A 13,768-nucleotide genomic window follows, 5' to 3' on the forward strand; every position below is an offset into this window, starting at 1 on the left:
GGCGCAGGCATGGAGAACGGGTTCGAATACGAGCGCGCGGTGCGCTCGGCCTCCGTGATGGACGAGCTGGCGGCAGCGTTGGCGCCCCTGCTCCGTCCCGGTGACATCGTCATGCTCAATGGCGATCTGGGTGCGGGGAAAACGCGCTTCGTGCAGGGCGTCGCACGTGCTCTGGGAATCCGGGAGGATGTCACCAGCCCTACGTTCACCATCCTGATCTCCTACGAAGCCCCCGCATTTCCCCTGAACCATTTCGATCTGTATCGGCTGGATGGGCCTGAAGAGCTTGACGATATCGGGTACTGGGATGTTATCGAAGGAGGTGGGGCGACCTTCGTGGAATGGGCGGACAAGTTCCCCGGCGAATATCCGGAAGACTGCCTGGAGATGCACGTGTCCGTCGATGACGGGGGCGTTCGCACCGTCCGCGTCCGCGCCCGGGGCGAACGCGGAAGCGAGCTCCTCGCGCAATGGGCGGCCGACGAGCGCGCCGGCTGGAATCGGCCCGCATAGGAGGCGCTTGGAAAGATGGATCGAACGGACGCGCAGTACATGCTTGCATTCGACACCGCCAACGAGGTCATCGCGTTGGGCTTGGGGTTGCTCGAACCGGCGACCAAGTCCGTTGCCTGCGTGGCAAGCGAACGCATTCCCGCGCACCGCGCCAGCAACACGCGGCTGCTTCCCGAGGTGGAGGCCCTTCTGGACGAGGCCGGCGTCACGCGTGGGCAGATCGCCTCGATCGCGTGCGGGCGCGGCCCCGGCTCGTTCACCGGCGTGCGCATCGCCATCGCGACGGCGAAGGGCGCGGCATCCGCGCTGGAGGTTCCCCTCGTCGGGGTGAGCACGCTGGACGCCGTTGCGTGGCAGCTGCAGGCGGCGGGGTATCGCGGCGAGGCGCTGGTGCTCGCCGACGCGATGCGCAAGGAGGTGTACCCCGTCCGTTTCCGCCTCACGGATGAGGCGGCTATCCGGCTGGAGCCCGACACCGTCGTGAAAGCCGCCGTCGAAGCCGAGCGCATCGGCGCGCCGAGCGACGCCCCCTCCCTGCTCATCGCGGGCGATGCCCTCGAGAAGTACGCGGATCTGTTCGAGGGGCGCGGCGCATTCGCGCCTGCGGAGCTGTGGTCCGCCGAGGGGGCCGGCTTGCTCGCCGCCGTGCAGGCCGAATGGCGGCGCGACGCCTGCGATCCCTTGGACGGGCGCCGGCATGATCCCGCCTTCCTGCTCCCCGTTTACACGCGCCTTTCCGATGCGGAGGAAAACGAACGCAAGCGCCTTTCTCAGGTCGATCCGCGAGATTTGCGAACCGGGGTTCAGCATGGTGCCTCGAACGCGAGCGCATGGATCGTGCGGCCTTTGGATGCTGCGCACGTGCCGCAGATTGCGGCGTTGGAATCCCAGATCATGGGATCCGATGCCTGGAGCGAGCGTTTGGTTGCCGACGAGCTTCCCCAGTCGAACCGCACGTGGTGGGCCGCCTACGACAAGGAAAGCGATGAGCTCGTCGCCTATGCGGGTGGGATGATCGCCGCCGACCAAGTGCAGGTGCTGAAAGTCGGGACCGCGCCCTCGCATCGCCGCTGCGGGCTCGCGCGGGAACTGCTCTGCCGCGTTGCGGATGATGCTCGCGCCTTGGGGGCCATCGAGATGACGCTGGAGGTCCGCGTCGGCAACATCGGGGCCCAGGCGCTCTACCACGCCCTGGGATTGCGGGATGCCGGCGTGCGTCCCGGTTATTACAGCGACGGCGAGGATGCGCTGATCATGACCGGTTCCCTGCCCGGCTTGGGGCATGACGTGGCCGGGATGGAGCTCTTTTCCGTCACCGAGCGCGCCGCAGCCACGTCTGGGCAATCCCTCGATTCCGGCCTTTCGGAGGCGAACGGATTGCCGGAAGCCGTCCGGCCCCTGATCTTCGCCGTGGAAAGCAGCTGCGATGAAACCGCCGCCGCCATCATCGATGGGAACGGAACCATCCTCGCGGATACCGTCGCGAGCCAGATAGACTTCCATGCGCGGTTTGGCGGCGTGGTCCCCGAGATCGCAAGCCGCAAGCATGTTGAGGCGATATGCGGGGTCGCGCAAGTATGCCTGGAGCAGGCGGCGGCACGCCTGGGGGTTCCCGCATTGCGCTTTGCCGACATGGATGCGATTTCATGCACCTACGCGCCCGGGCTCGTGGGCGCCCTCGTCGTGGGCGTCGCCTTCTCGAAGGCGGCTGCCTGGGGAGTGGGCAAGCCGTTCATCAGGGTCAACCATCTCGAAGGGCACTTGTATGCGAATAAGATCGCACGTGTCGACATCGCGCCGCCGATGGTGAGCAGCTTGGTTTCGGGTGGGCACACCATGCTCGTGCACGTGCGCGATTGGGGCGATTACCGAATCATGGGAAGCACCATCGACGATGCGGTCGGCGAGGCATTCGACAAGGTGGCGAAGGCGCTGGGCCTGGGGTATCCGGGCGGTCCCGTCATCAGCAGGCTCGCAGCCGAGGGTGATCCCAAGGCGATCAAGTTCCCGCGGGCGATGCTGCACTCGGGAGATTTGCGCTTCAGCCTGTCCGGGCTGAAAACCTCCGTCATCACCTATATCCAAAAGCAGCGCGCGGCGGGAGGGAGGCTCGACCTTCCCGACATCGCGGCGAGCTTCCAGGCCGCCGTGGTGGACGTGCAGGTCGCGAAGGCGCGTACCGCCCTGAGGCAGACGGGTGCGCGGGAGTTCTGCTTGGGCGGAGGCGTTGCCGCCAACCCCGCGCTGCGCGCCGCGTATGAGAAGATGTGCGTGGATGAGGGCGTTTCACTGACGATGCCCCCGATGAGCGCCTGCGCCGACAACGCGGCGATGATCGCGCTCGTAGCGCTCGACCGCTACCGCGCAGGGAAGTTCAGCGACCTGGACGCCGATACCTTCGCGCACGCGAACCTGGAAGAAAGCTATTAGGGAAGGGGCTGCATGACCGAGCAGACCATAGACACGGCAACCGGCCTTTCGGCACCCACCGAAATCAGCGAAGAGCGCGTGAAGCGCATCTTCACCGAGATTTCCGAGCAGTACGAGGAATTCAACCATGCGAGCAGCTTCGGCCAGGATCGTCGCTGGCTCGCCCACCTCGTCGACGCCGCGCCTCTGGACGTGAAAAGCGAGGTGCTCGACGTCGCGGGCGGTACCGGCGAGGTGACGTTCGCCATCTGCCGCCGTTCGCGGCCCGCCCATATCCTCCTGACCGACTTGACGAAGGCCATGCTCGACGTCGCCCGCAAGCGCATCGACGCGGGCGAGGGACGTGGCGTGCCCATCGACACCATGGTGGTCGACGCGCAGGACATGCCCTTCGAGGGCGAGCGCTTCGACGTGGTCACGATGGCGTACGGCATCCGCAACATGCCCGACCGCATGGCCGCTCTGCGCGAGATCCATCGCGTGCTCAAGCCCGGTGGAACCGCCGTCATCCTAGAATTCAGCCATCCTTCCCATCCGCTCGAGTCCGCCTTCTACCGCTTGTACCTGAAGGTGGGGATACCGGCTTGGGGGCAGCGTTTCACGGGAAATCGCGAGGACTTCGTCTACCTTGCGGATTCCATCAAGGCCTTCCCGGGTCCCGACAAGTTCTCCTCGATGCTGCGCGAGGCAGGATTTTCCAAGGTAACCTACGAAACCCACAGCTTCGGTGCAGTTGCCATCCACATTGCGACGAAACAATAATGCTAAGATAGCGGGCACGCTATAAAGGAGGCAACCATGCTGCTTTGCGCTGAATACGTCCTTCCCATCACGTCGGATCCCATCGAAAACGGCGCGGTGCTCGTCCGCAACGGCAAAATCGCCGATATCGGTTCGGCGCATCAGCTCAAAGCGCGCTACCCGCACGAGGAGGTGCGCGAAAACGATCAGGCGGCGATCATGCCCGGGCTCGTCGACGTGCATAGCCATGTGGAATTCAGCGTCCTACGCGGAATGGTCACGGATCTTCCGTATGCGCAGTGGCTCGAGAAAGTCATGCACATGTCCAGCACGCTGGATGCCGCCACGATGTACGATTCCGCCTTGGTGGGAGGACTGGAAATGCTCTCCTCGGGCATCACCTGCCTGGGCTCCACCACGCAGAGCGAGTCGACCGTGCGGGCGATCAGCGACCTGGGCTTGCGTGCCACGATCTACCGCGAGGTGGGCGCCATGGATGCGCGCCGCGTGGATTTCGCGATGCACCAAGCTGCCGAGGACATCGAGAAATGGCAGGGCGAGGTCGATTCCCGCCGCATGCGCATCGGCATCGCCTCGGCACCGCTCTACGATTGCCATCCCGCAATCTACAGCCGCGTCGCGAAGTTCGCGGGCGACGGCCTTCCCGTCGCGCTGCATATAGCCGGAAGTCGCGAAGAGTATGATTTCATCAAGTTCGGCCGCAGCACCTTCTCCGTCGACCGCATGAAGCGCCGCGGCTACGTGGAGGTCCCGCCCTGGCTGCCCACGGGCGCGACACCGGTGAACTATGCGCTCAACTGGGGCGCGTTCGAAGCGAAGAACGTCATGGCCATCCATGCCGTGCACGTGAAGGACGATGATATCCAGGTGCTGCGCCAGTACGATGTCGCCATCGCCTACTGCCCGCGTTGCAACGGGCTTCTGGGCATGGGCGTCGCCCCGCTGAGCGAGTACCTGAAAGCGGGCATGCGCATCGGCATCGGCACGGACAGTCCCGCCGCCACCGACACGACCGACGTCTTTGCCGAGATGCGCACCGGCATGCAGCTGCAGCGGGCGACGGATCCCAAGCACTTCCTCACGTCCGACACCATGCTGGAAATGGCGACCATGGGCGGCGCGAGGGTACTCGGCCTGGAAGACTCCATCGGAAGTTTGGAGGTCGGCAAGGCCGCGGACATCATCGCCATCGACCTGTCCGGCTCCCACGCGACGCCCACGAAGGATCCGGTCGCCGCTGCCGTCAACACCGCCTCGGCATCCGACGTCGTCATGACGATGATCGATGGCGAGATTGTCTACGACAAAGGCGTTTGGAACGTGGATGTCGCCTTCGCGCAGGGGCTCGCCTGCATTGTCAAGGCGCGTTCCCGCCTGCGGTCCCTGAACGTGGACGAGTAGAGATTGACAAGGATTCTATATATGGCTAAAAAGCAGAAGATGTCGAAAAAGCAACGCGAGGCTCGCCTGCAGGCGGCACAGGAACGTGAAGCGCGCGCTCTCGCGGAAAAGGAGCGCAAGGAGCGCCTTAAGAAGGTGGGGATCATCGTCGTGTGCGTGATCCTCGTGCTTGCCCTCGGGGTTCCAACCGTGGCGCTCAGCTTCCTGTCCGCTGGCGCCTAGCGTGCCCCTGCGATAGAATCGCATACGACTTTCATGCAATACGAGATAGAGGTGTACCGTTGTTCGGACTCGGTGCCAATGAAATAGCCATCATCCTGCTGTTCGGGTTCCTTATCTTCGGCCCCGACAAGCTTCCCGGCATGGCCAAGACCGCCGGTCAGTTCATCGCCAAGTTCCGCAGCGCGCAGAACGAGATGAACAAGGTGATCAGGGAAGAAGTGTACGATCCCGACTCGGCTGACCCCTTCAAGAAGCCTTTGGACGCGGTTCAGAAGCTTGAGAACGATGCCAAGAAGGAAGACCGTGCGGAAAGCTTCACGGAGCGGAAGGCCCGCTACGATAAGCAGCGCGCGGCACGCAAGGCAGCCGAGGCGCGCAAGGCCGAGGAAGAGGCGAAGAAGACGCAGGGGGGCGGCGAGGCCGCCGCTGACCCGTCTCCGAAGGCGGCGTCCGCCAGCGCCCCTTCGGGGAGCTCTGCGAAACCCAACCTGGCGGACGAGCTGTACGGTGTGGCTCCGGCGGCGAAGAAGCCGGCAGCCGCCGCTGCCGCCAAATCCCCAGCGGCCCCGCGGAGGGATGAGGCGCCCGCGCCCGTCCCGGCGACGTCGCCCGCGTCGGGCAAACCCGGTGCGAAAGCGGCGAGGCCCACGCCCGAAGCGGTCAAGCGCGCGATCGCCGCTAAGCAGGCGGCGGCACGGAATGCCGCTGCGAGAATGCCGGCTGCCTCGGTCGAGAAGGGAGAATAGCCATGCCTATCGGACCTGCGCGCATGCCCCTTTTCGATCATTTGGGCGAACTGCGCATGCGTTTCGTGCGCATCGTGGTGTGCCTGCTGATCGCCATGTGCGTGTTCTACCTTGCAACGCCCACCATCGCCCAGCTGATGCTGCAGCCCGTGGCGGAATTCATGCCCACCGACGCCGATGGCAACGTGGTGCTGAACGTGTTCGGCGCCTTCGATGCCTTCGCCGTGCGTTTCAAGATCGCGATTTGGTCGTCGATCGTCGCGTGCGCGCCGGTCATCCTCTGGCAGCTGCTGGCATTCTTCCTCCCCGCCCTCAAGCCGAACGAGCGCAAGTGGTTCATCCCCACATTCGCCGTTGCCTGCGCGCTGTTCATCGCTGGCACGGTGTTCTGCTATTTCATCATCCTCGATCCGGCGTTCCAGTGGCTCACCGACCAGGCGAGCGGATTCGCCACCGTTATGCCCGAGGCCGATAAATGGGTGGACATCATCATCAAGTTCGAAATCGGCTTCGGCGTTGCGTTCGAGCTGCCGCTGGTGGTGTTCTATCTGACGATTTTCGAGGTCGTGCCGTACGCCAAGCTCCGCGAAAGCTGGCGCGTGGTGTACATCACGCTGCTCACGCTCTCCGCTGTCATCACGCCGGATGCCTCCCCCGTCACGATGATCCTCATGTTTGCTGCTATGCTTGCCCTGTATGAGGTCTCTCTGCTCGCGGCGCGCCTCGTCTTGGGCAAGCGCATCAAAGAGCAGAAGAAGGAGATGGAGGAAGAAGCCAAAGCCGATGCCGAATGGGAGGAAGAATGGTCCGAGCGGCAACGACGGCGTAAACTCGAGCGCGAGAAAGAGCAGTAGGCTATGCACGAACTTGGTTTGATGACAAGCGTTATGGACGCGGTTCGCGGCGCGGCCTTGGAGGCGGGTGCCACGAAGGTCATCTCCATCGACATCTCGGTGGGCGAGATGACCGAGGCAATCGAGGAATGCCTGACGTTCGCTTACGATGCCCTGGCGGAACAGGAGGAGCTGTTCCACGGCAGCAAGCTGAATCTGAAGATGGTCAAGCCTCGCAGCCGGTGTTTGGAGTGCGGCGCCGAATACGGGCACGACCGCTTCCATATGTCCTGTCCCAAGTGCGGGAGCTTCGCCACCGAGCTCATCGCCGGTCGCGACCTGACGATTGATCGCGTGGAAATCGAAACCCCCGACTGATGCTATCCTTTCAGCTGATGGCCGAAAATGATTTGAGAGGATACGCAATGGAAAAAACGCTCGATATGCATGCCAAGCCGGTGCTGGATAAGAACAACCGCTTGGCGGAGGAGAACCGGAACCTGTTTGCCGAGAAGAAGGTGTTCGTGCTGAACATCCTGGCAAGCCCTGGAAGCGGGAAGACCAGCACCATCCTTGCCACCATCGAGGCGCTGCGCGACGAATTCAACATCGCCGTGATCGAGGGTGACATCGCGAGCAGCGTTGATTCCGAGAAGATCAAGCGGCAGGGCATCGCCGCGGTGCAGATCAATACCGGGGGCGCCTGCCATCTGGAGAGCAATATGATCGCCCGGGCAGTGGAGGTCTTGGATCTCGATGCGCTCGACCTCATCCTGCTGGAGAACGTGGGCAACCTGGTGTGCCCGACCGACTTCGACCTGGGCGAAAACGCCAAGATCATGATCCTATCGGTGCCCGAGGGCGACGATAAGCCCCTGAAATATCCGGGCGTCTTCCAGGTGAGCCAGGCGGTGGTATTGAACAAGATCGACACCATGCCCGTGTTCGATTTCGACCAAGGCGCCTTCGTCGATCACGTGAGGCAGCTGAATCCCCAAGCTCCCATCTTCCCGATTTCCGCCACCAAGGGAACCGGCGTGGAGGCTTGGGCGGATTGGCTGGCCGAAAAGATCCGCGCGCTGTAGGCGGGTTCCTCGGCGGACGCCTCAAGCCGCACTGTCGCGGGCGGGGCGATGTCGGGCGCCGGCCGCGAGCGGGGCGGCATGCCGTGCCGCCTTGCGAATGGGGCCGCCCCAAGGGGATCGGACGGGCGGTCGTCGGCTTCCGATGGGGCGTTCGTCCATGATCGCAGCCGATGCGGTATGGGGAAGGGAGACCGAAGCATGGGCAAGATGGATAGCATGCAAGCGTACGATGCGTGCGTGGAAGCGCTCGCAGACTTTGCGAGAAACGCGGGGTTCTCCGCGGTGCTGCTGGGCCTGTCGGGCGGACTCGATTCCGCTGTGGTTGCGGCGATGTGCGCGGATGCGTTCGGCTCGGGGAACGTGCACGCCTATCTGCTTCCCGGACCGTATTCCACCGACCATTCGATTGCCGACGCCCAGGAGGAAGCCGACATCCTGGGGATATCCTCCCAGGTGATCTCTATCAAGGAGCCGTATGAGGCGTTTTCCCGCGTGCTCGCCGGCCCCTGCGGGGGGACGTTCGACGGCATGGCGAGCCAAAACACGCAGGCGCGGTGCCGCATGGTCTGCCTGATGGCGCTTTCGAACCGGTATGGATGGATGCTGGTGAACACGGGGAACAAGAGCGAGGCCATGATGGGCTACAGCACATTGTACGGGGACACGGCGGGTGCGTTCGCCCCCCTTGGCGGGCTGTACAAGACCGACGTATACGCTGTCGCCCGCGCTCGGAACGCCCGGGCTGCCGCCGAGGGGGGCACGCCCCCGATTCCGCAGCACGTTCTGACGAAGCCGCCTTCGGCGGAGCTCGCCCCCGGTCAGAGGGACGAGGTTTCCCTGGGAATCGACTACGGCACGCTGGACAATATCCTCATCGGGCATTATGAAACCGGCCTGTCCGCGGCGGAATTGGCTGAAGGATCGCTTTCCGGCATTCGCTCCGAGATGGAGATAGCCGCGATCATCCGGCGGGTCGATGGGAACGCGTTCAAGCGCGCGCTCGAGCCCCCGTTCCCCGGTGCCGCCTTCTACGGCTAGCCGTCCGCGGTTCGCGCGGCCTTCGAGGCGGGTTTCCACACGCGGACATCCACCCGCTGCTCGGTGGTGCCGTCCGAAAGCGTCTTGTCGACGGTCGCGTAGGTGACGATGCGATCGCGTGTCCCGCTGGTGGCGAGGTAATCTCCCCACGAGGTGGCCCCGTCGACGCTCCCGAACGAGACGTACGTCTTTGTGGCGGGGTCGATGGCGCTGACCACCGTGGTGGACTTCACGATGAACCAATCGCTACCGCACCAGGCGGGCGCAGCGAAGGGCGTGCGTCCGAATCGGAACCAAGACGCATCGACATAGCCGCTGTTCGGCCGTGCGGGGGTGTAGGTGCCCAGGTTGGCGATGCCGTCCCCGTAATTGTATATGCTTTCGAAACAGAACGAGAAGCCGTTCGCGCCCCAGCCGATCTCGACCGGCTTCATGCCGGAGGGAAGCGTGAGGGAGTCATCCACCGATCCGGAATCGGCTTCCACGTGCAGAAGCTGGTAGTACCGGGTGCTCTGGGGGTGGCGCGGTGCGATGACCACGCCATCGGAGGCGGAATACAGGCCGCACGCCATGCGCCCGCGGCCCTCCCATACCACGTCCGCCGAACCCGACGAGAACGAGGCCGCTTTGAGCTGCGCCGTTCCGGTAGTCGCGTCATCCGCATCGGACGGGGGCATGATGGTCCAGAAGCATTTCGGCCCGACGGCGCCGATGCTCGGGGTTTGGACGGCGGAGTCACCCGAATCGACCAGGCGGGCGGTTCCCATGCCGCCTCCGTTGGAAAGCGCCGCGCAGTAGATGTCCCATGTGCCGGCGAAGATGTCGGCCTCAATCCATACGATGCCCTGCGAGGTCGCGCGCGCGTCGTAGATCTCGAAACCGTTTCCCGCGCCCACGGCCTGGTCGAGTACGGTCTGCTGCTTGCCGGTGGAAAGGGCCATGGTTTCCACCTGCACCAGCGGGCTTGCCTCGGCTGTGGCTGTCAGGCAGCAGGCGATGTCATCGTCCGTGCAGAACACGAGCGATCCGAAGGGCAGCGTGTATTCTCCTTCGAGTGCGAAGGCCGACGCTAAGTCCCCCTCGGAGCAATCCTCGTTGGTGAACACGTTCGCTGCGGGAACCTTGAGCGTCTGGATGGCGTTGCGCTCCCTTTCCGAGGAAACGTAGGCGTTCGCGCCGGCTGCTACCGCGACGGCGGCGCCGACCCCCGCAGCGCCCAGAAGGAATCTGCGCCGCGTGATGAGCGTTTTGCCGTTCTGCCGGCGGGGATCGCTCTGGACCCTCACCGCCGTGCCGCCACGCGAAACCCACTCGCGACGGGCGCCAACGGACGGCCGTGCGCTGCTCCGATGCGCCGATCCTCCGGAGGGACGGGCGGAGCGCTGCCCGCCCCCTCGGGGCGCGGAGGGGCGGCTGGCGGAGGGTCGCGCTGCTCGCGCGTGCCTATGCGGGCCTTGATCGGACATACATTCCCTGTTCTCATCTGGGTCTGAACGTTATATTATGTCATCGGGTATACGCTTTCCAGGCCATTTGCGGGCCATTGCTACAATATGCGCACCTGCATTTTCATCCGCCCACGTTCGGGGCAGGCGTGCAGAGAACAGAGGAACATAGGAGGAGCTGCAATATCATGAGCAACGAAACGCGTCGCATTCTTCTGGTGGAAGACGAGAAGGCAATCCGTGATGCCGTCGCGGCGTATCTCGAAAGAGAGAACTACTGGGTCACCGCCGTAGGCGATGGCCAAGAGGCGTTGGAAGAGTTCAGCAAGCACCATTTCGATCTCGTCATCCTCGACCTGATGCTTCCGCGCGTTCCTGGGGAGCGCGTGTGCCGCGCCATCCGCGACAACTCCGACGTGCCCATCATCATGCTCACCGCCAAGGGCGAGGTTGAAGACCGCATCATCGGCCTGGAGCTGGGTGCGGACGACTACCTGGTGAAGCCCTTCAGCCCGCGCGAGCTCGTCGCCCGCGTGCGCGCGCTGCTGCGCCGCGTCCATTCGGACAGCGAACCCCAACGCGAGGTGCTCGAATTCGGCGATCTCACCATCGACGTGTCGGGTCACAAGGTGCTTGTGTCCGGCAAGGAGGTGGACCTCACCGCCAGCGAGTTCAAGCTGCTGACCACGCTTTCGCGCTATCCCGGCCGCGTGTATTCGCGCATGGAGCTGGTGGAGAAGGTGCTCGGCTACGATTTCGAGGGCTACGAGCGCACCATCGACAGCCACGTGAAGAACCTGCGTGCCAAGATCGGAGACAACCCGCGCAATCCCAAATGGCTGCATACGGTGCACGGTGTGGGCTATCGCTTCGAAGATCCCAGCAAGCAGAACTAACAGGTGCCTTTCATGCACGCAGAACGTGCGATGAAGAGTAGCAAGTTCCTTTCGAATGTCACCTATACCGCCAAGGTTACGGTGACGTTCGTTTTCGTTGCCGCCATGACCGCCGTGGTGGCCTTCGGCGTGCTGTCGTTCGTGTGGGAGCATCATTTCCAGACATACACGCGGGAGAACATCCAGCGAATCGCCGACACCACGGCGACTGCGATCGGTGACAAATACGAGGACTCGGGCGACTGGTACTCCGGCGCCCTCTCGCCCGCCATCAGCGTTAGCGAGCTGTCGGAGGGCGTCGGCGTCCAGGTGGCCGATTCGAACGGGTCCATCGTCTACGATACTTCGATCACCGCCGACCGCGATGCGCAAACGTCGCTCGCCCCCTCTTCCAGCGGGTCGCGCGCGGTTTCCACCATCCATGCGAACGGGGAGTCCATCGGGTCGGTTCGCGTGTGGGTGTACGGGAGCAACGCGCTGGTCACCCAGGCGGACCAGGAGTTCCGCAACAACAGCTACCAGGCGATGGTGTTCAGCACGCTGCTCGCCATGCTCATCGCGCTCATCCTGGGCATCGCGTTCGCGCATAGCCTCGTGGAGCCCATCAACCGCATCTCTCGCGCCGCCAAGCGCATCGGCGAGGGGGATTTCGATGCCCGCACCGAATTGCGTGGCGAGGACGAGATCTCCAAGCTCGGGGAGACGTTCGACACGATGGCCGAGGCGGTGCAGAAGAACCAGAAGCTCGAGCGGCGGCTCACCACCGATGTCGCACACGAGCTGCGCACCCCGCTCATGGCCATCCAAAGCACCGTCGAGGCGATGGTGGACGGCGTGTTCGAACCGGACGCCGAACGCCTGGGCACGGTGAATTCCGAGGTCCAGCGCCTTTCGCGCCTGGTGGACGCCATCCTGAAGCTCTCGCGCCTCGAAAGCCGTTCCACTCGGCTGGAGATGCAAGTGGTCAACGTCGGCGATCTGATCCAGAGCATCATCTCCACCCACGAGGCGTTCGTCCGCGATTCCGGGCTCGACTTGGTGTACGGCAAGCAGGACGACGTGTACGTGTACGGCGACCCCGACATGATCCGCCAGGCCACGGCCAACCTCATCAGCAACGCCGTGCGCTATACTCCCGAGGGCACGATTCACGTGACGGTGGGGAAGGGCGATACCATGGCGTATATCGCGGTTGCGGACACCGGCATAGGCTTGTCCGACGAAGAGGCCAAGATGGCGTTTTCGCGGTTCTGGCGCGCCGACTCCGGCCGTAACCGCGCTCAGGGCGGCTTGGGCGTCGGCCTTTCGCTCGTGAAGGAAATCGTCGACCAGCACGACGGCTTCGTGCGGGTGGAAGGCGAGAAGGGCGTGGGCAGCACGTTCACCATCTTCATCCCGCTGTTCTCGGAGGAGCGGGCACGGGCGCAACGGCAGAAGGCGCGTCCCAAGGAGAAGGATCGCCAGATGCGAGATGAGAAGAAGCAAGCGGAGTAATCCGACCGAGGAAGAAGGACGGGCAATGAATCCCATCACCATACAACCGACCTCCCAGGGCAAGGTTCGCGACATATACGATCTGGGCGAGACCATGCTCGTGGTGGCGACCGACCGCATTTCCGCATTCGACTGCATCCTCGAACCAGAGATCCCCCACAAGGGCGAGGTCCTCACGCAGCTTTCGGTATTCTGGTTCAAGCTGTTGGAAGATGTGGTCGAGAACCATCTGATCAGCGCCGACATTTCCGACCTCCCCGCGGACTTCAAGCCGTGGGCGGACTATCTCGATCGCCGCTTCATGCTGGTCCGCAAGGCGGATATGCTCCCCGTGGAATGCATCGTGCGCGGCTATCTGACCGGCAGCGGTCTCGCCAGCTATAGGCAGAACGGCACCGTGTGCGGCATCGATCTGCCGGCGGGCCTAACCGAGGCGAGCAAGCTCCCCGAGGCCCTGTTCACTCCCAGCACAAAGGCCGAGCTCGGGGAGCATGACGAGAACATCAGCTTCGATGCCTGCGCCGACTTGGTGGGGCAGGAGGATGCCGAGCAACTGCGCGACCTTGCGCTCGCCGTGTACACCGAGGCTGCGGACCACGCTGCGAGCCGCGGCATCATTATCGCGGACACGAAGTTCGAATTCGGCCGGGTGGGTGGCAAGGTCATTCTCGCCGACGAGGTTCTCACCCCCGACAGCAGCCGCTTCTGGGCGGCCGACACCTACCGGGTGGGGGAGGCGCAGCCGAGCTTCGACAAGCAGTACGTGCGCAATTGGCTGAACGCCAACTGGGATCGCGCGGGAAATCCTCCCGTTCTGCCGCAAGACGTGGTAGACTCCACCAGCGCGAAGTATATTCAGGCCTACGAGATGATCACCGGCGAATCCTTCGCCTAAAAATATGG

The 13,768-nt window shown here is 63.8% G+C and carries 14 protein-coding genes; 13 read left to right on the forward strand and 1 reads right to left on the reverse strand.

The features are described from left to right. Positions 1-9: 9 nt before the first annotated feature. The 10 genes from tsaE (at position 10) to nadE (ending at position 9,030) form a co-directional block, all read left to right on the forward strand. The gene (tsaE, locus tag NOV21_RS05150; protein WP_283170129.1) at positions 10-513 is read left to right on the forward strand and encodes a tRNA (adenosine(37)-N6)-threonylcarbamoyltransferase complex ATPase subunit type 1 TsaE; all 504 of its coding nucleotides are present in this window, start codon (positions 10-12) and stop codon (positions 511-513) included. A 15-nt stretch (positions 514-528) separates the two neighbouring features. Next, entirely contained in the window at positions 529-2,943 is a 2,415-nt protein-coding gene (gene tsaD / locus NOV21_RS05155) for a tRNA (adenosine(37)-N6)-threonylcarbamoyltransferase complex transferase subunit TsaD (RefSeq protein ID WP_283170130.1), read from the forward strand. Between the two features lie 12 nt (positions 2,944-2,955). Further along, entirely contained in the window at positions 2,956-3,705 is a 750-nt protein-coding gene (locus NOV21_RS05160) for a ubiquinone/menaquinone biosynthesis methyltransferase (RefSeq protein ID WP_283170131.1), read from the forward strand. A 36-nt stretch (positions 3,706-3,741) separates the two neighbouring features. Continuing rightward, positions 3,742-5,106: an amidohydrolase family protein gene (locus NOV21_RS05165; protein WP_283170132.1), complete on the forward strand. Its 1,365-nt coding sequence runs from the start codon at positions 3,742-3,744 to the stop codon at positions 5,104-5,106. 21 nt (positions 5,107-5,127) lie between these two features. Beyond that, the gene (locus NOV21_RS05170; protein WP_283170133.1) at positions 5,128-5,328 is read left to right on the forward strand and encodes a CASC3 protein CASC3; all 201 of its coding nucleotides are present in this window, start codon (positions 5,128-5,130) and stop codon (positions 5,326-5,328) included. A 59-nt stretch (positions 5,329-5,387) separates the two neighbouring features. Continuing rightward, positions 5,388-6,074, forward strand: a complete 687-nt coding sequence (locus tag NOV21_RS05175; RefSeq protein ID WP_283170134.1) for a Sec-independent protein translocase subunit TatA/TatB — start codon at positions 5,388-5,390, stop codon at positions 6,072-6,074. 2 nt (positions 6,075-6,076) lie between these two features. After that, a complete protein-coding gene (tatC, locus tag NOV21_RS05180) occupies positions 6,077-6,928 on the forward strand; it encodes a twin-arginine translocase subunit TatC (RefSeq protein ID WP_283170135.1) in 852 nt (283 codons plus the stop codon). A gap of 3 nt (positions 6,929-6,931) precedes the next feature. Continuing rightward, a complete protein-coding gene (locus NOV21_RS05185) occupies positions 6,932-7,285 on the forward strand; it encodes a hydrogenase maturation nickel metallochaperone HypA/HybF (protein WP_283170136.1) in 354 nt (117 codons plus the stop codon). Positions 7,286-7,332: 47 nt separating this feature from the next. After that, positions 7,333-7,992: a hydrogenase nickel incorporation protein HypB gene (gene hypB / locus NOV21_RS05190; protein ID WP_283170137.1), complete on the forward strand. Its 660-nt coding sequence runs from the start codon at positions 7,333-7,335 to the stop codon at positions 7,990-7,992. 207 nt (positions 7,993-8,199) lie between these two features. Continuing rightward, positions 8,200-9,030 carry an NAD(+) synthase gene (gene nadE / locus NOV21_RS05195; RefSeq protein ID WP_283170253.1) on the forward strand — a complete coding sequence of 277 codons (831 nt, stop codon included), beginning with the start codon at positions 8,200-8,202 and terminating at the stop codon, positions 9,028-9,030. Here nadE and NOV21_RS05200 read toward each other — a convergent pair. After that, positions 9,027-10,316: a Tat pathway signal protein gene (locus NOV21_RS05200; RefSeq protein ID WP_283170138.1), complete on the reverse strand. Its 1,290-nt coding sequence runs from the start codon at positions 10,314-10,316 to the stop codon at positions 9,027-9,029. The two genes, nadE and NOV21_RS05200, sit on opposite strands and share 4 nt — an antisense overlap. A gap of 347 nt (positions 10,317-10,663) precedes the next feature. On the opposite strand from NOV21_RS05200, the gene NOV21_RS05205 reads away from it, so the two are divergent. Genes NOV21_RS05205 through NOV21_RS05215 form a run of 3 tightly spaced genes read left to right on the forward strand, consistent with a single transcriptional unit; the run spans position 10,664 to position 13,760 of the window. After that, positions 10,664-11,371, forward strand: coding sequence for a response regulator transcription factor (locus NOV21_RS05205; protein WP_283170139.1), 708 nt, complete (start codon positions 10,664-10,666; stop codon positions 11,369-11,371). 30 nt (positions 11,372-11,401) lie between these two features. Further along, the gene (locus NOV21_RS05210; RefSeq protein WP_283170140.1) at positions 11,402-12,865 is read left to right on the forward strand and encodes a sensor histidine kinase; all 1,464 of its coding nucleotides are present in this window, start codon (positions 11,402-11,404) and stop codon (positions 12,863-12,865) included. A 25-nt stretch (positions 12,866-12,890) separates the two neighbouring features. Beyond that, complete coding sequence (locus NOV21_RS05215) at positions 12,891-13,760, forward strand: phosphoribosylaminoimidazolesuccinocarboxamide synthase (RefSeq protein ID WP_283170141.1); 870 nt, start codon at positions 12,891-12,893, stop codon at positions 13,758-13,760. Positions 13,761-13,768 lie beyond the last annotated feature (8 nt).

This window comes from Curtanaerobium respiraculi, assembly GCF_024609215.1.
Classification (GTDB): domain Bacteria; phylum Actinomycetota; class Coriobacteriia; order Coriobacteriales; family Eggerthellaceae; genus Curtanaerobium; species Curtanaerobium respiraculi.